We start from the raw sequence: 17,312 nt of genomic DNA on the forward strand, positions 1-17,312 counted from the left end.
TGATTCTCCCTAAATTTTATCTTCTCCATCATCTCATAATCCATTTTTTTCTACTCCACTTCTTGTCGTTGAATTTTTTTCCACTCCACTCTCTGAAAATGAATTTTCTTCTATTCCAATCCATGGGGAGGCATTTTTTTCCACCTTCAGCTCAGTGCTTATTTTATGCTTAGAAAAAATTTTATCTATTGGTTTATTACCGATCCACGGTTTATTCATCATCAATCACTTCCTAACTAATGAATTGAAACGTTAAAACTATATGTCTATCATTTTTCATAGAATATCCTAACTTCTATCCTCCTACTTTTACCACGAATTGACAAAATTATTCAAATTATGTAACATAATTTTGTCAACATGATATGCAATGTATATACTTTTTATTCATATTTCATTGTTGATGAAAGATTCTACAGAACAACTTTAAGTAATTTTTACTTTTAATTACCAAGATGAGTAGCATTTTTGGTATTTTTTGTTTTCATTCTGAAAAAATCTCATCTTCATGTTCTGAGAAAAGAAAACGCTTAATCGAGGGACCTTACTCGTTCCCCCGAATTTATCAATTTAACCATTAATAAGGCAGAAAAACTCATTAATGGAAATAGAGTCATTTATCAAAATATGGAGGGGTTATTCATGTCTGTCTATGCACCACAAGAAATTACTGAATTGGCCGCAAGTTCAGGTCAAAAAAAGGCACTTTTGCCGCTACTACCTATGTTAATTTTAGGTTTTTTTGGCGGGGCTTTCATAGCACTAGGTTATTTACTCGATATTCACGTCATTGGAACAATGCCAAAATCTTGGGGATCCTTTACTAGTTTTCTAGGAGCTGCTGTTTTCCCTATTGGCTTAATTCTAGTTATTCTTGCCGGTGGCGAACTAGTAACCGGTAATATGATGACCGTACCAATCGCTTGGTTTTCAAAAAAAATCTCTTTCTTTAAAGTATTAAAGAACTTAACAATTGTTACGATTAGCAATTTTATTGGCGCTGTATTTGTGGCCTATTTTTTCGGCCACATCGTCGGATTAACAGAAGGGCAATTTTTATCCAAAACTGTATCTATCGCTCAAGCAAAACTACATGACACACCAATACAAGCATTTGTCTCTGCTATTGGATGTAACTGGCTTGTTTGCTTAGCAGTTTGGCTCAGTATGGGTAGCAAAGAATTCACTGGAAAAGTAATTGGCATTTGGTTCCCAGTTATGACCTTTGTTGCAATTGGCTTTCAACACGTTGTTGCCAATATGTTTGTTATTCCAGCCGCCATCTTTGCAGGGCATCTAACTTGGATGGAATACTTACCAAATTTCATTGTTGTCTTCTTTGGAAACTTAGTCGGCGGTATGCTATTTGTAGCGCTCCCTTACTTTTTGGCTTATAACAAACGAGAGCAGTCTAATAGCAAAACAACGGAATTAAAGAAAGAATCTATAACTGCTTAACAAAAAGAATTTAAGAGAAAACCTATAGTACACTTGTTCTCTTCTCTTTTATACGTTATAATAACAACTTAAATAGCATTATTTACATATGAGGTGAAGATATGAATAAAACAGAATTAATTAAAAATGTAGCACAAACAGCTGAAATTTCTCAAAAAGAAGCTACTGTAGTTGTACAATCTGTAGTAGAATCAATCACAAATACTTTAGCAGCTGGTGAAAAAGTACAACTTATCGGATTCGGTACATTTGAAGTTCGTGAAAGAGCTGCTCGTACAGGCCGTAACCCACAAACAGGTGAAGAAATGCAAATCGCAGCTTCAAAAGTACCTGCATTTAAAGCTGGTAAAGAACTAAAAGAAGCAGTAAAATAATGAAAAATAGCCTTCTCGCTTATGAGAAGGCTATTTTTTATGTTTAAAATGTTATATTCTTCGTTTATGCTCTCTAATTAATGAAATTAACTCCATTATAAAAAGACTCGTCAAACTTATAATCCTAATTGGATAATTAATAAAAGCCCTTCCTACCCCTTCATGTGAGCTAAATAACATTGGAACTACCCATGGATAAACAACATTTCCAGGTACATTTACTAAAATTAAATTTAGAAATAACACTGTGCATAAAAGTATCAACACAGATAAAAAACTTTTCCATGAAAAAATAAAAAACAAGCTAGATCCTATACTAGCTTGTTCTATCACGCTTTTGAGAATCGTTCAAACACTTTCATTAATTCTTCAATTGCTTCGTCTCCATTACCATCTTTAATAGCATTAGAAACACAATGATTTGTATGATTTTTAAGTATCTCCATACCAACCTTCTTCATTGCAGCATTAATAGCTGAAATCTGCACTAAAATATCAACACAATAGCGATCATTTTCAATCATATTCTGGATACCACGTACTTGCCCTTCAATTCTCTTTAACCTATTCATGATTTGTTCTTTTTCTTTATCCGATCTATGGGTAGTAACCTCTGTTTTTTCATTATGATCCATTTTATCACCTTCTTAAAGTTTATCCCCATCCATAGGGAACAATGCCCCCATGAGTATACCAATTATAGCATTAAACTTACATATGGTGATACCCTATATAAGAATCAAATAACAACCTATATCCTCTATTTATTCGTTACTTATATGACAAAACTCAACTACGAAAGCAATTCCCACACAAATTCACTTCTACTAAAAAAACAACGATTAGAATAAATTGCTTACAAAGCGCAGTGCCTTACTTAAAACAGTTGGCACTACTGATGCATGATTCTCTCCCTCAGCTTCATAAAATGCAAATCGAAACTTATTATGTTGCAAGTTCATTAAACGCTCAGATAATGCATTTGCATCTTGAACCATATGATCTCTTTCTAATGCTCCCACTGTCAGAAAGACTCCGACTTCAGAACTCGCTCTACTCAGTTCATTTATAAACGTTGCTTCCTTTTCAAGAACAGACTTATTATTCCACCAAATCGATGGGCTACTGATGAAATAATTTTGAAAGGCGTTTGTATTTGTAAACAATACATGTAAAGCGAATAATCCACCAAGCGAATGTCCAAATATTGTTTGTTTTTCTTTATCAATCTCAAAATTCTTTTCAATTTGCAGCTTCAATTCATCTTGAATAAATGCTAAAAACTCACTTGCTCCTCCTGACTTAGGCCATGGTTTCCCATCAGGTTTCGGCGGTGCATCCACCGAAGGCGAAGAAGGGGTAAAATCGTAGCACCTTTCAGAAGCCGCAAAAACTCCTTCGATTGGATAACCAACACCAACAATAATTGATGGCGCAACCCCTGTTTTTTCTACTCTTACCGATTGAATGTTCATAGCTTCTTGAAACGTTTGAAAAAATGCATTTCCATCTAATACATAAATCACGGGATATCCAGAGTCTGGAGCAGGTTGCTTTGGCTTCGAAATATAAATTTGATACTCACGATTCCCTAGTCTCGAATACATCTTCCATTGCTCTATATTCGAAATAGTAACATCCGTTTTTTCAATACTAGTATTCATGTAATTCTCCCCTCCTTTTATCATTTTAGCTAGTTACATATATTTCAGTATTTTCTTCTTGGAACACACTATCATAACCGAAACATACAGGAGCCCCATTATACGGGTCTATCATGACGCGTGCATCAATATGAAATACATTTTTCAGCACTTCATTCGTAATAATTTCTATTGGGTTTCCTATTGTAACAATTTGCCCCTCCTTCATTGCAATAATTTCATCAGAAAATCTTGCTGCATGATTAATATCATGCAGTACCATAACTACCGTACAATTATGCTCCCTATTTAATCGTTCAACAATTTGCAATACTTCTAATTGATGAGACATATCAAGATATGTAGTCGGTTCATCTAATAATAAAACTTCCGTTTCTTGTGCTAATGCCATCGCTAACCATACTTTTTGTCTTTGTCCACCGGATAAATTTGCAATTTGGCGTTTGCGAAAAGCAGTCGTTTTTGTAATATCCATCGCCCATTCAATAATTTCTTTATCTTTAGATGATAATTTATTTACATTGTTTCGATGTGGATAGCGTCCATAAGAAATCAATTCTTCTACCTTAAGCTCTCCCGGAGCAATTGGGTTTTGCGGAAGTAATGCTAGCTGCTTCGCAATTTGTTTTGTAGGAATTGTATGTAAATCTTGTCCTTGTAAATATACCTTACCACTTTTTTGTTTTAAAATTCGTCCCATTGTTTTTAACAATGTAGATTTCCCGCATCCATTTGGTCCAATAATTGTCGTTACTTTTCCTTCTTGTATTTCTACATTTAAATCACGAAAAACCGTAAATTTTTCATAACTCGTTTCTAAATTCTCAGCGCTTAGAACCTTCACTTTCTATCACTCCTCTTACGCCTTTGCTTTGTATAACAAATATAGGAAATATGGTACACCAACAATCGAAATTACAATCCCAACTGGTAATTCAGCTGGTGCAAAAACAGTTTTTGCAATAAAGTCCGAAGCAATCACGAGTAACATTCCAATTGCACCGCATACAGGAATTACATGATTATGATGAATGCCGACCAGACGTTTCGCAATATGTGGTGCCATTAGACCAATAAATCCAATGCTTCCTGAAATAGAAACACATGCACTCACTAACCCAATACTACTTAATAATAAAATCGATTTTTCTCTTTCTACTGAAACTCCTAAACTTGTTATACTCGTCTCTTCCAATTGAAATAAGTCGAGTAAATACGCTTTTCTTTTGATAATTGGAATTAAGATAATGAGCCATGGCAACATAGCAATAATATACTTCCAGTTTGCATTATATATACTTCCCGAAACCCATACAGCAGCCATTTCAAAGTCAGTTGCTTTCATCTTCAATGATAAATACATAGAAAATGCTCCGAATCCTGAACCTATCGCAATCCCCGTTAACAAAAGACGCTGTGAATCTAATTTTCCATTTCGCCAAGAAAACATATAAATTAATATAGCAGCACCTAGCCCGCCGACTAGACCAAACAACGGCATCATCATAATAGAAATCCAATCTGTGCTTTTCATTTGTCCTTGGAAGAAAAACATAAAGATCACAATTGCAGTACCCGCTCCCGCATTAATCCCTAAAATACCAGGATCAGCTAAACCATTTCTTGTAACCCCTTGAATAACAGCACCTGCAATCCCAAGACCTAATCCTACTAATCCTGCGATTACGATTCTCGGAAGCCTGAAATCAAATATAACTAAATCATGTTCAGGTACAGGATCAATTCGAAATAGCGTTCGAAATACATCTGTAATCGTAATATCAAACGTACCATTCGTTAAACTAATATAAATTGCACTCAAAATTAAAAGTATGATAATACTCATTGTCATTACATAACGCGACAGTGTATCTCTAAGCATGCTTCTCCCCTCCTCTTGTTCTAATTAAATAAAGGAAGAAAGGAATTCCAATTAACGAGGTAACGACCCCTATTGGCGTTTCAAATGGATAATTTACAAATCTACTTAACACATCACATAAAGCTAGAAAAATACCACCAATTACACCGGCACAAGGTACAATCCATTTATAATCTACCCCGATTAAAAAGCGAGTAATATGAGGAATAATGAGTCCTACAAAACCAATTTTCCCGACTAAAGCAACCGCAGTACCTGTTAAAAACACAACGGATAGAATTGCAGTAGCTTTTACAAGCTTTGTACGCTGTCCTAAATTAATAGAAACCTCTTCTCCTAACGAAAGAATCGTAATAGATTTTGAAATTAGAAGGGATAAAATAATGCCAACTATACCGAAAGGAATTGTTAACTTAAGTACATTCGGATCCACTTGATCTAATCTTGTGTTATACCAAAAACTAATATTTTGCGAAACTTGAAAATAGGAAGCAATAGCTGCAGAAATACTACTTAAAAACGTCCCTATAACAGTTCCTATAATCGCCAATCGAACTGGTGATAATCCATTCCGAATCAGTGAACCAAAACCAAAAACAATTCCTGCCCCTAATGCCGAGCCAAGCATAGAACATAAAATCATACCAACTGAAGACATTCCTGGAAGAAATACCATACACATCGTAATAACAAAAGCTGAGCCATCCGTCACACCCATAATAGAAGGGGATGCAAGATAGTTTCTTGTCATCCCCTGCATAAGTGCTCCTGATATGGCTAGAAATGCTCCGACTAAAAGAGCTGCAACTACCCTTGGTAAACGAGAAGTAATAATAATATTATGATTTACATTTCCTGAATCAAAATGAAACAATGCATTCCAAGCTGTTTCAAAATCGATATTTTTTGCCCCATATAAAATAGATAGCATAACTGTAAATAAAATAAATATGGGCGCTAAGCATAAAATTATCATTGGTACTGCATTTATTTTCCGCATATCATTCAACGCACCTTACTTATTTAGATAAATTTTTCACTACTTCTTTTAAAAATGCTGTTTTACTCCAAGCAGTACCACCTTGCGCGATTGGATCAACAGTATTTACAAATACTTTTTTATCTTTTACGGCATTCATACTTTGCCAAATTGGATTACTTTCTAATTCTTCTAACACTTTTGGTTTATCATTTTCGCTTGCCTCATATTGCAAGAATACATAATCTGGATTGACTTCAGCCAGTTTTTCTAAAGAAATTTTTTCTTGTGCTTTTACAGCTTTAATTTGTTCTGGAACAGTTAATCCTAAATCTTTATAAATTACAGGATTGAAGTATACTCCTTCTGGATAAAGGTATAAGTTATTCGCTCTTAGTCTTATTACAAGCACCTTTTTATCTTTTAATTTATCTCCAATCTTTTCTTTTGCTTTTGCAGCATCAGCTTTATAATCTTTAATAATTTTTTCTGCTTTATCTTTTTTACCAGAAAGTTCCCCCATCAGCTTTAAATTATCTTCCCAATCTGTTGAAACATGTGATATTGGGAACGTTGGAGCTACCTTCGTAAACTTTTCACTGGCCTCTGGTGGGAATTTCGTACTAGATGTAATGACATCTGGTTTTAATTGAAGTAATGTTTCAAAATTCGGTTGCATTTTCTCTCCGATAGATTTTGCACCTTCTAAATCTTTCGCAACGTTCGCTGGTAATTTTCCACCTATAGTAATTGCTCCTACTGGCTTAATACCAAGTACCGCCGCATCCTCCATTGATTCTAAACTAGCAGTTACAATGTTCGTTACTTTCGCGGGTACTGTATATTCTTTTCCTAGATATGTAATCTTTCGTTTCTCATCTTTTTTCGTTTCAGCTACTTTTGATTCTTGTTTTTGTTCTCCTGAACTTTTATCTGCACTGTTACATGCTGCAAGACCTACGCTTAATACTGTGACCATTCCTAGTGTAAATAATTTCTTATTCATGTCTATAAATACTCCTCTCCAAATTTGTAATCTTTAAATATAGTATTTTAGTGAAATATTCTTTCCATGTATCCCCTTACAATACATCTATTTAAAATTAAAACTCATTTATTTCACTTCCCCTAATAATAAATTATCTTTTTCCCATCTATTGATAATGATTATCGTTATTAAGTATATAGTTATAAATGAATTATTTCAAGAATGATTTGAAAAATTTTAACAAAACAAATAAAAAAACAGTATCTATCCTTCATCCAAGATAGATACTGCTTTTTTATTTTTTCTAAAATTCCATATGTAATTCAACAGGACAATGATCTGACCCCATTACTTCACGATTGATTTTCGCATCCGCTTCCTCTAAGTATTCTATAAAACCACCTTTTGCAATAACTGCTCGTAAACCATTTACATTCCACGAAATAAATTTCACTTTTTGTTCCCCCTCTTGATGTCATAGCATTAATACTCGCCTCATATTTTTATTTTCTGCTTACATGCTAACACAAAATAAAGAGACTATCATTTTTTCACCTTTGTAATCTTGCTCTTACATTCGTAAATGCGTACATGTGTACTTTTTTCAGGGTATACTAATTTTGGAGGTGATCCTATGCAAAATGAAAGATTACAATTAGAAACAAGTGTAAATAATTTGACGGATGAACATTGGCAAGCCATTATACACAACGATTCTTCTTATGATGACAAATTTTTTTACGCTGTAAAGACAACTGGTATTTTTTGCCGACCATCATGTAAATCTAGAACACCTAACAAAAATAATGTGCGAATTTTTCTCAATGCAAAACAAGCATTATCCGAAAGGTTTCGTCCGTGTAAACGTTGTAAGCCAAATGGAAGCAAGTTACCTGATGAAGACTGGGTAACACAAATTACAGCGTATATCGATAAACATTATCGTGAAGCATTAACTCTCGAAATACTTGCAAATATGTGTCATGGCAGTCCTTATCATTTACAGCGTACTTTTAAGCGAATGAAAGGCATCACTCCACTAGAATATATACAACAAATAAGGGTTGCTAAAGCTATGCACTATCTTGCGGATACAAATCTAACAATTATGGAAATTGGTTTTACTATGGGTATACCCAACACTGCACATTTTGCAACATTATTTAAAAAGAAAACGGGATATACCCCTACTGAATATCGAAAAATGAATCCTATAAACGAGGTACAATAACATGGAAGCTAAAACAAATCAAATTATATATTGGACGCTATTTGTTCATGAAAATTGGCATATGTATATTGCCGCAACATCAACAGGATTATGCTTTGTAGGATCTCAACATCAAACTTTTGAAGAATTAGCCACTTGGACGAAAAAACGTTTTCCGAAACATACTTTCGTTCAAGAACCCTTAAAGCTAGAACCGTATGTTCAAGAACTAGTAGAGTATCTAAAAAAACAACGTGAAGTATTTACATGTCCTATTGACATTCACGGAACGCCTTTCCAATTAACTGTTTGGAATACATTACGTGAAATTCCTTATGGAAAAACCTATTCCTACTCAGATATTGCACAGCTTATTCAAAAACCAAAATCAGTACGTGCTGTTGGTACCGCGATTGGAGCCAATCCTCTATTAATTACAATCCCTTGCCATCGTGTGATTGGGAAGAATGGGAAATTATCTGGTTTTAGAGGTGGTTTAGCAATGAAGAAAGAATTGTTAACATTAGAAAAAATATTACTGTAGGTGGTTGAAAATGAAGAATGTTACAATTCCTCTTGAATGGGATGCTCCTTATTTTATAGGTAACAAAACAACGAAAAACTACTGCTTCCCTTGGTGCGAACAAAAACAGTCTCCAAGAAACAATCGAAAATTTAAATCTAGAAAAGAAGCGGAACAAACTGGTTATCAGCCTTGTAAAAATTGTTGTCCTGAGCTTCCATATACAGCGTGGAAAGATGAAAATGACAGCATAACATTAATTGTTCCGAAAGAATTTAGCTTTAAACAAAATTCACACTATCTTTCACGTTCCAAAAATGAATGTATGTTTCACATTGAAAATAATAAAATTTATAGAGTCATTCCGATTGAGGGAGAAAACCCATTAATCGAGACAAGTGTAAATAATGAGGGGAACATCCATGTTCGCTTTTTAGGTGGTGAGACGCCACCTGAGAAATGGGTTCGCGCTACAGTAGCGAGATATGTAAGAGAATGGTTTGATTTAGATACGGATCTAACTCCATTTTACGATTTAGCAAAAGACGATGTACTTCTGTCTACACCAATCAACGAATATTACGGACTCCGTAATATGGGAATCCCTGATTTATTTGAGGCACTATGTTGGGGTATTCTTGGTCAACAAATTAATCTCACATTTGCATATACGTTAAAAAGACGATTTGTTGAATCCTTCGGCGAACATATCGAATGGAATGGACAGAAATATTGGATATTCCCATCACCAGAGTTCATCGCAAATCTAACAGTAAAAGATCTAACAGAATTAAAAATGACTACGAGGAAATGTGAATATCTTATTGGTGTCGCAAAACTCATTACACAAGGCAACCTAAGTAAAGAATCGTTCATAAAAAGCGACCTAAAAGATGCTGAGAAAACATTAACCGACATACGTGGTATTGGACCATGGACAGCAAATTATGTTTTAATGCGTTGTCTAAGATTCCCTTCCGCTTTTCCAATTGATGATGTTGGCCTACATAATGTGATCAAACTTTTAACAGGGTCAGATCATAAACCAACAAAAAAAGAAATAAGAGAGTATGCTTCAGCATGGAAGAATTGGGAATCCTATGCGACCTTTTATTTATGGCGAGTTCTGTATTAAATTCTTCAGCACAACAATAGATAGGTTCATTTCAATAAGTAAAACCTATCTATTGTTCATATTATAAAGTGAAACCAGGAATTATATTCCCTACTGATATCTACTAACGTGAGAATGCCAAATGCAATTACAAGTAAGTATATCATTGAGCAATTAAAAAGAAATTCAGATAGTCTTTTTTCACTACCTGGATTTTTTTATGCCTGCTCTTCAAATAATCGTGCTATTTCTATAATAACCTGAACAGCTTTTTCCATATTATCTACAGAAACGTATTCAAATTTACCGTGATAGTTTTCCCCACCAGTAAAAATGTTTGGCGTCGGCAAGCCCATATATGATAATTGAGAGCCATCGGTCCCCCCGCGGATTGGTTGAATATTTGGTTCAATATCTAGAATTTTCATCGCTTCATACGCAATATCAACAATTTCCCTGACCGGTTCAATTTTCTCAAGCATATTGTAATACTGATCATTCATCTCAAGAATGATATTTTCTTCACCATATTTTTCTTTCATCTGTTTCGTAATATTCGTGATTGTATTTTTACGAGTCTCGAAGTTATCACGATCAAAATCTCGAATAATGTAATGAACTTTACTTTGCTCAACATCACCATTTATAGAAATAAGATGATAGAAACCTTCATACCCCTCTGTATATTCAGGTGCCTCTTCTACTGGTAACTTCGCATGAAACTCCATCGCTAACTTACTTGCATTTAGCATTTTATTTTTTGCTGTTCCAGGATGCGTATTATTTCCTTTAAAAGTAAGTTTTGCACTTGCAGCATTGAAGCTCTCATACTCCAATCCTCCAAGCGGACCTCCGTCCATTGTATAAGCAAAAGATGCTCCAAAAGCTTTCACATCAAAGTGAGATGGTCCCCGACCGATTTCTTCATCAGGCGTAAATGCCACTCTAATTTTTCCATGTTTAATTTGTGGGTTATGTAATAAATAATTCATAGCCGTCATAATTTCTGTAAGGCCTGCTTTATCATCTGCACCAAGAAGTGTTGTTCCATCCGTCGTAATCAGGGTATGCCCTTTATATGATGGCAGTTCTGGAAACTGCTCTGGTGTTAAAACAACATTCAATTCCTGATTTAATGTAATTGCCTTCCCATCAAAATCCTCATGAATTTGCGGTTTCACATTCTTTCCTGTAAAATCAGTTGCTGTATCTAAATGAGCTAAAAGACCAATTACAGGAACATCCTTTTCCGTATTGGCAGGAAGCGTTGCCATGACATATCCATTTTCATCCATCGTTACTTCTGTCAAACCAATTTGCTTTAATTCTTCAACTAGTAATTTTCCAAACTCAATTTGCCCCGGTGTTGATGGTACTGTATGACTTTCTTCATTCGATTGTGTATCTACCTTCACATATCTTGTAAATCTTTCTATAAGCTCTTGTTTCAAATTATTTCACTCCTTTTTCATGAACCTCTCTTTATTATAATCCTCATGGTGAAATTTTTTAAAGTTTTTGACTGTAACCATGTCGTTTTTTCATTACATTTAGTATTTCGCCCCCATTAAAAAACGTATGTTCTCCCTTGTTTGAAGATATAAAAATATATACTTTCCTCTTAAAATAGTAACAGATCTTATATAGATTTTTTACTGTAAGTACAAAAATACATTAGTATTCCCTATTTATAAAATCAAAAATATTCATTTTACTAATGAATGATATTTACATAATATACAAACTAACAAATAGCTTGAAATAAGTATATTATCAATAGTACTCGTCTGTTCACTGGTAACAACCCCTATATTAAGAGTAGTTTCACCTTTTGATTACTACACACACATAAAAACTAAAATTATTCATTTTTATTAAAAAGAAAAAATATTTGTATAATTAAATTTCCACATGTAATATACGTAATTATATATAATATTAGGGGGATTAAAGATGGGACTCACACTCTTTCGGTATTTTCTTTTTTTCTTAGGGTTAACTTTCTTTGGACTCGGAAACGCCATTGCGGTAAAAGTTAAATTCCTTGGTCTGCATCCATGGGAAGTTCTGAATATGGCACTCTTTCAGCGATTCGGATGGACAATCGGCACATGGAGTGTTATATGCGGTTTATTTCTCGTTCTGGTTTCTTTAGTAGTAGATCCAAAATACATAAACGTAGGGACATTCTTAAATGCACTGCTAATCGGTCCTATTATGGATTTTTTCTTGAGATTGAATATCCTTCCTCATGCTACTCAGTATTTATGGATAAATCTTCTTATTTTACTTGCTGGAATCATAATTACAGGCATTGGAGGTGGCATGTATGTCGCTGCCGGAATTGGTGCAGGACCGCGGGATGGATTTATGCTTGCCATTTCGGATAAAACTGGATTATCTGTAAGTCGTGCTAGAATCATTGTGGAGAGTATTATGCTTGTAATTGGATACATTCTAGGAGGTCCCGTTTTCATCGTAACATTCTTATACACTTTTATCCAAAGTCCAATATTCCAGCAATCATTTAAAGTATTTCAAATGTTTTTAAATACTTTAGAGAGGAAAAAGAAAGACCACATTAGTGCGAATTTATAAATATATAAAACTTAACAAAAATATAAGAGTCTATTTTGAAGAAAGTATCATCAAAATAGACTCTTTTTATATTTGAATTTTTAACGGGACACTAGAACAAATGACCTCTTTTTTATAAATATACTACTTTTATTTCTCTATATGCATGAGTACAATTCTCCACCCGTCAGGATCTTCTATTGTAATACCTTTTTCTTTCCAGTATGGATTTTCTGGTTCAACTTCATCATAACCCATCGCATGTAACCTGTTAGTTACTTTTTCAATCTCAGCTTTATGAGTCATATAAAACACAAGTAAGTTATCTTTTGTTGGAGCTGGACATGGACTGCCGTTGATATGCCTTGTAAACTCTAAATGATATTCTACATCAGGTAATCCAAACATAACTCCATCATAACCTTCATGATTATGAAATTCCCCTATCCGTTTTAAGCATAATCCTTCTTCATAAAATGCGATAACTTCTTCAAATTTAGCTGTCGGGCGTGCAATTCTAATTTGAACCCAATTCTTCATGCTTTTCTCTCCTTATATTTTTTATGCTCCTATCTGTTAATATAATCGAGTTCCACGTTTATTGAATCCCTCATTCGTATGAAGATGAAATAGTACAAAAGACTTATCGTGCTTATAGTAAAAAATATTACACTGTTTATGTCCCCCAAAAACAGTCCACATTTATTCAGAATATGTGTAATAAAATGATGATAACCGTTCTATTAAACTATTTGTTGAAATTCATGTTAACAGGAGGAAATAAAATGTATGAAAACAATCGAAAAAGAAAATGGAACGGGTCTTCCAAAGCGATCCCGCTTTCTCTTTTAGATGTAAAAAATGAACTAAAGAAAAAAAGCAAAAGTAGTACCGCTTCCTTTAAAAAGGCTGCATTAACAATAGAAGAGAAAATGCTTATTTATAACATTACAGAACAAACAAAACAACTGAACAAAAATAACGTGACGAGAACACGTGCTTATTATCAGTTTTACCTTCAGCATCCTGAAATACACTGGGCTCTACTCGGACATATGGTATCACGTAATGGCGGTTGGAATATGACAGATTTAAAAGGGGATTTATATACAAGATTGTTATCAGAAAAAGACCAACTTACCTACTACTCTTTTTTAGAACGGGGAAACTGGTTAATCTTCCAAGATGTGTATCCACAATTTTTACTATATGAACAAAGCCTTAAAAAATCTAAAACTCTCTTTTACCTCCTACCCCATCTCAATGTCTCAACGTTTATGGAAACGATGTGGAACCATTTTTGGAAAACGGGCAATCACTATACATTAGCTATAGCAACGATTATTAATGAACAAAGCTATTTAGAAAAAAGAGTCATTCAAAATGATCACTTTAAAAAGACCGTACTAAATAGTATTGGATTTAAGCTCTTTGACTTCTTCCGTTTTAATCATATTCTTTTTCCATACTATGAAGATGAGACCAAACAAAAAACATTGTTATTTGGTGATACAATGAAACACTTTACCTCCTTACATGAACGAATTCTACTAGGCAAACGATTATACTCTTTATTGTTTCGCAACGAACATACGTTATCCAAAGTAATAAATTGGGCTCACGATCATTCGCATACTGCTTCACGGAAAGACTACTGGCCTCATTTGTTTTCTGATGTAAATGAGTCATTTTCTCGTGAATTTTATAAACGTAGAATAAAAAAATGTCACCTCAGAAAAGATGCAAATCGTTTATACAGCCCTCAATTAATATACGCATGGAAAGATTTGAAACATGAAGAGGCAGAAAAAGGAGACTGGTTTGAAGACTGGCGTATCGTAGACTATTTCATTGATAAAGGAGAAAATACAAATGGGAAGATTGAGGATGACTATTGTAAAACGATGGAAAAAATTGAACTTGCAATTCTTACGAAAAAAAATATCCTTCTCAGAGAAGAAGAAACAGAAGAGTAATCACCTAGCATTTATAGTCGCCATCATTTTCTCCTGTTTCATTGGAACATATTTAGACTATCTATTTGTTAGTAAACAAATGTATGCTTTTCCAGTCAGACCATTTCCAAATATGTTTTCGGTCAATATCGCTTTTACATTATTTATATTGCCAACCTTTACTGCTTTCTTTTTACATATTGCCAAAGCTTTATCTACATTCTCAAGAATTCTATTTATTATGCTAATCGGCATTTGTGCAAGTATATCCGAACAATTTGCTGAAAGCTTAGGATTGTTTACTCACAATGAAAACTGGCATCATTATTATTCTTTCTTTGGATATATGATTTTCATGTTTTTTATGTGGAAGATTTATCGGTGGCTACAATACTAAGTAGTAGTTGTAGATTAATAAAAACAAAGTTACTATATAAAGAAAAAGCAAATTAGAAACCAACTTCTAATTTGCTTTAAAGGTTCCTCATTAAGTCCCATATATTCCTAGATTCTATGTCTGATAACTTAATAATTTTTTCAATAATACATTGCTCATTACTCTGTAGGCTCATAGATGCAACGGAGCGCAACATTTTATGATCACCAATACAAACTCCCTCTTTCGCATGCAAAAACATTGGTACATCATTTGCATCGTTACCGAAAGCGATGAATGATCCTTCTTCTACTCCTAACTTTTGTAATCCTTTCCATTTATCAATCCCTAATGGACTTATATCAATTATGTCCTCTTGATGATGTGCATACATTTGCACAGGTAGTTCATTTAACACTTCCACTAATTTTTCTTCATTCCCATCAGGGAACAACACAACTTTCACCATTTCATCGATGCAATCAATCGATACATTAGTAGCTAATTTATCAGGATCTATGTTGCGATAAATTGGATGATTTTCACTTCCAGTATAAGCATAATCCCATTGACTATCGATCAAATAAGCAAGGTGATGCTCCTCTATTAATGAACGAATAGACTTCATTGTTGATTTATCAAATGGTGTAACCTCAATGACTTTTCCTTCTTTTACAACAAATGCCCCATTTCCACCAATCATTGAATAGTGATGCATATGCCTTGGTATTACAGGTAATAAATCTCTTATTGGTCTAGCAGATGCAAATATGATTTCATGTCCTCTAGCATGACAAGTATCTAATGCTTGAATTATACCTTCCGTTAATGGGTTTCCTTTAAAACAAATTGTACCATCAATATCAAAAATAAATTTCATATACATCACTCCTTTCTTTTTAATGTAAAAAAATTCTTTTATAATGAACAGGACAGATGTCCGAAAAAGGAGGAAAATCATGAAAAAAATTGAAGACGACTTGCTACTATCAACTTACTTAGCAAATGAACATATACAGAAACTTTTTACACATCTTCATCACCCATTTCAAATTCGACGATATGATGTAAAAGAGATTGTGTTACACGAAGGAGAAGCTATTGACGGTCTATACATTCAAATATCTGGACGTACAAAAATTACGACGAGTGTAATTACAGGAAAAGCATTATTACTTCGATTTTGTTCTGCCGTTTCCATTATGGGTGATATTGAACTCATTCAAAATGTAAATATACAATCGCATGTAAGCGCTGAAGAAAAAACCGATTTTATTTTTATCAATAAACACTATGTTAATAATGTACTTTTACATGACATTGCTTTTTCACAAGAACTTTTACACCATGTGACTTACAAACTACAAACATGTACGACTGCCTCACGTATTAATTTGTTAGCTTCAGTGGAAACACGATTTGCAAGTTACTTATGCACAATACGAAATACCTCTAAACTATTCGGGAGAGAAATCCGTACAACAGATCATCACGAGATCGCTTCACTTATCGGTACTACAACTCGACATCTAAATCGCATTATCGAAAAATTAAGTATAACGAATGTCATTCGCAAAGAAAACAAACAAATTATCGTAAAAGATTGGGAATCTATTGAACGTATTTCTAATGGTTTAAGATACGAATAATATCGTTATACTAAATATTGTTGCATTCCAAAAAGGAGCAACTCATTCCAATTGCTCCTTCTCTTTATGATTTGTCTTTGTAATGGGTTTTAGACCGTCCCTTTAAAAATCTGTTAAACTACCTCTCCCATTACTAACATAAAATGGTTTTGAAGGCTTTTGGAACGCAGACTATACGCGACTACTTTCCTCTTGTACTGTTTGACTACATCAACATGATCGTTGTAACTATAAACCCAAAACCTAACATCGTTTTTTCCTCTCTTCGTATCAATGATCAATGGAGTCTCACTGCCCTCTGGTGGAAAATAATATTTCTCTAAAAATATTGCTTCGTTAAAGTAATCAATAATTTGAAGTTTATCTTCATCTGCTAATCGGTTTCCGTCAATTGTTACGGTAACAGCCTCACCATTAAGTTGTGGATGCAATTCAAATCTACTGACAAAAGACTCCACAACAGAGGTTGGAAGACTGGACACTACTATTTTAAGACCACCGAAAAGAACTAACATAACTATAAACCAGGTCGTCATATTTTATCATCTCCACTACATTCTAAA

The 17,312-nt window shown here is 33.9% G+C and carries 20 protein-coding genes and 1 pseudogene; 9 read left to right on the forward strand and 12 right to left on the reverse strand.

Annotation, left to right across the window (positions count from 1 at the left end; genetic code table 11):
* Positions 1-33 precede the first annotated feature (33 nt).
* Entirely contained in the window at positions 34-219 is a 186-nt protein-coding gene (locus tag JDS96_RS19990; protein ID WP_199667803.1) for a hypothetical protein, read from the reverse strand.
* Between the two features lie 423 nt (positions 220-642).
* Between JDS96_RS19990 and JDS96_RS19995 the strand changes: the two genes are divergently transcribed.
* Both JDS96_RS19995 and JDS96_RS20000 read left to right on the forward strand, forming a co-directional pair.
* The gene (locus JDS96_RS19995; RefSeq protein ID WP_199667804.1) at positions 643-1,458 is read left to right on the forward strand and encodes a formate/nitrite transporter family protein; all 816 of its coding nucleotides are present in this window, start codon (positions 643-645) and stop codon (positions 1,456-1,458) included.
* A 101-nt stretch (positions 1,459-1,559) separates the two neighbouring features.
* The gene (locus JDS96_RS20000; protein ID WP_003199316.1) at positions 1,560-1,832 is read left to right on the forward strand and encodes an HU family DNA-binding protein; all 273 of its coding nucleotides are present in this window, start codon (positions 1,560-1,562) and stop codon (positions 1,830-1,832) included.
* 329 nt (positions 1,833-2,161) lie between these two features.
* Here JDS96_RS20000 and JDS96_RS20005 read toward each other — a convergent pair whose 3' ends face one another.
* The 7 genes and pseudogenes from JDS96_RS20005 to JDS96_RS32260 form a co-directional block, all read right to left on the reverse strand.
* Positions 2,162-2,467 carry a metal-sensing transcriptional repressor gene (locus tag JDS96_RS20005; protein ID WP_199667805.1) on the reverse strand — a complete coding sequence of 102 codons (306 nt, stop codon included), beginning with the start codon at positions 2,465-2,467 and terminating at the stop codon, positions 2,162-2,164.
* 207 nt (positions 2,468-2,674) lie between these two features.
* The gene (locus JDS96_RS20010) at positions 2,675-3,496 is read right to left on the reverse strand and encodes an alpha/beta hydrolase (protein WP_018765219.1); all 822 of its coding nucleotides are present in this window, start codon (positions 3,494-3,496) and stop codon (positions 2,675-2,677) included.
* A gap of 25 nt (positions 3,497-3,521) precedes the next feature.
* Complete coding sequence (locus tag JDS96_RS20015; RefSeq protein WP_003199311.1) at positions 3,522-4,340, reverse strand: ABC transporter ATP-binding protein; 819 nt, start codon at positions 4,338-4,340, stop codon at positions 3,522-3,524.
* 15 nt (positions 4,341-4,355) lie between these two features.
* Positions 4,356-5,348, reverse strand: coding sequence for a FecCD family ABC transporter permease (locus JDS96_RS20020; protein ID WP_371388593.1), 993 nt, complete (start codon positions 5,346-5,348; stop codon positions 4,356-4,358).
* Positions 5,349-5,370: 22 nt separating this feature from the next.
* Positions 5,371-6,378 carry a FecCD family ABC transporter permease gene (locus tag JDS96_RS20025; RefSeq protein WP_018765217.1) on the reverse strand — a complete coding sequence of 336 codons (1,008 nt, stop codon included), beginning with the start codon at positions 6,376-6,378 and terminating at the stop codon, positions 5,371-5,373.
* Between the two features lie 19 nt (positions 6,379-6,397).
* The gene (locus tag JDS96_RS20030) at positions 6,398-7,363 is read right to left on the reverse strand and encodes an iron-hydroxamate ABC transporter substrate-binding protein (RefSeq protein ID WP_199667807.1); all 966 of its coding nucleotides are present in this window, start codon (positions 7,361-7,363) and stop codon (positions 6,398-6,400) included.
* 343 nt (positions 7,364-7,706) lie between these two features.
* Positions 7,707-7,799: pseudogene (locus tag JDS96_RS32260) on the reverse strand (exonuclease III); the annotation flags it as partial.
* A 180-nt stretch (positions 7,800-7,979) separates the two neighbouring features.
* Here JDS96_RS32260 and JDS96_RS20040 point away from each other — a divergent pair.
* From JDS96_RS20040 to JDS96_RS20050, 3 genes are read left to right on the forward strand one after another with little or no spacing between them, the layout of a single operon-like run.
* Positions 7,980-8,576 (forward strand): bifunctional transcriptional activator/DNA repair enzyme AdaA, encoded by a 597-nt coding sequence (locus tag JDS96_RS20040; protein ID WP_199667808.1) that lies wholly within the window; start codon positions 7,980-7,982, stop codon positions 8,574-8,576.
* A gap of 1 nt (position 8,577) precedes the next feature.
* The gene (locus JDS96_RS20045; RefSeq protein WP_018765214.1) at positions 8,578-9,099 is read left to right on the forward strand and encodes a methylated-DNA--[protein]-cysteine S-methyltransferase; all 522 of its coding nucleotides are present in this window, start codon (positions 8,578-8,580) and stop codon (positions 9,097-9,099) included.
* A 10-nt stretch (positions 9,100-9,109) separates the two neighbouring features.
* Complete coding sequence (locus tag JDS96_RS20050; protein WP_199667809.1) at positions 9,110-10,213, forward strand: DNA-3-methyladenine glycosylase 2; 1,104 nt, start codon at positions 9,110-9,112, stop codon at positions 10,211-10,213.
* 197 nt (positions 10,214-10,410) lie between these two features.
* Here the strand turns inward: JDS96_RS20050 and pepT are convergent, their stop codons facing one another.
* Positions 10,411-11,643, reverse strand: a complete 1,233-nt coding sequence (pepT, locus tag JDS96_RS20055) for a peptidase T (RefSeq protein WP_199667810.1) — start codon at positions 11,641-11,643, stop codon at positions 10,411-10,413.
* A 502-nt stretch (positions 11,644-12,145) separates the two neighbouring features.
* Between pepT and JDS96_RS20060 the strand changes: the two genes are divergently transcribed.
* A complete protein-coding gene (locus tag JDS96_RS20060) occupies positions 12,146-12,790 on the forward strand; it encodes a YczE/YyaS/YitT family protein (RefSeq protein ID WP_199667811.1) in 645 nt (214 codons plus the stop codon).
* 129 nt (positions 12,791-12,919) lie between these two features.
* On the opposite strand, the gene JDS96_RS20065 is transcribed toward JDS96_RS20060, so the two are convergent.
* Positions 12,920-13,309, reverse strand: coding sequence for a VOC family protein (locus tag JDS96_RS20065; protein ID WP_003199373.1), 390 nt, complete (start codon positions 13,307-13,309; stop codon positions 12,920-12,922).
* Between the two features lie 224 nt (positions 13,310-13,533).
* On the opposite strand from JDS96_RS20065, the gene JDS96_RS20070 reads away from it, so the two are divergent.
* Positions 13,534-14,745, forward strand: coding sequence for a DUF2515 domain-containing protein (locus JDS96_RS20070; protein ID WP_199667826.1), 1,212 nt, complete (start codon positions 13,534-13,536; stop codon positions 14,743-14,745).
* Complete coding sequence (locus JDS96_RS32265) at positions 14,684-15,121, forward strand: CBO0543 family protein (protein WP_078211822.1); 438 nt, start codon at positions 14,684-14,686, stop codon at positions 15,119-15,121. The genes JDS96_RS20070 and JDS96_RS32265 overlap by 62 nt, the downstream gene beginning before the upstream one ends.
* Before the next feature lie 76 nt (positions 15,122-15,197).
* Here the strand turns inward: JDS96_RS32265 and JDS96_RS20075 are convergent, their stop codons facing one another.
* On the reverse strand, positions 15,198-15,986 hold the full coding sequence (locus tag JDS96_RS20075; RefSeq protein ID WP_003199369.1) for an HAD-IIB family hydrolase: 789 nt from the start codon (positions 15,984-15,986) through the stop codon (positions 15,198-15,200).
* Positions 15,987-16,059: 73 nt separating this feature from the next.
* Between JDS96_RS20075 and JDS96_RS20080 the strand changes: the two genes are divergently transcribed.
* Positions 16,060-16,749, forward strand: coding sequence for a Crp/Fnr family transcriptional regulator (locus tag JDS96_RS20080; RefSeq protein WP_018765207.1), 690 nt, complete (start codon positions 16,060-16,062; stop codon positions 16,747-16,749).
* A gap of 113 nt (positions 16,750-16,862) precedes the next feature.
* On the opposite strand, the gene JDS96_RS20085 is transcribed toward JDS96_RS20080, so the two are convergent.
* The gene (locus JDS96_RS20085; RefSeq protein WP_199667812.1) at positions 16,863-17,285 is read right to left on the reverse strand and encodes a YfmQ family protein; all 423 of its coding nucleotides are present in this window, start codon (positions 17,283-17,285) and stop codon (positions 16,863-16,865) included.
* Between the last annotated feature and the right edge of the window lie 27 nt (positions 17,286-17,312).

The organism is Bacillus cereus group sp. N21 (assembly GCF_016483395.1).
Taxonomy (GTDB): domain Bacteria; phylum Bacillota; class Bacilli; order Bacillales; family Bacillaceae_G; genus Bacillus_A; species Bacillus_A pseudomycoides.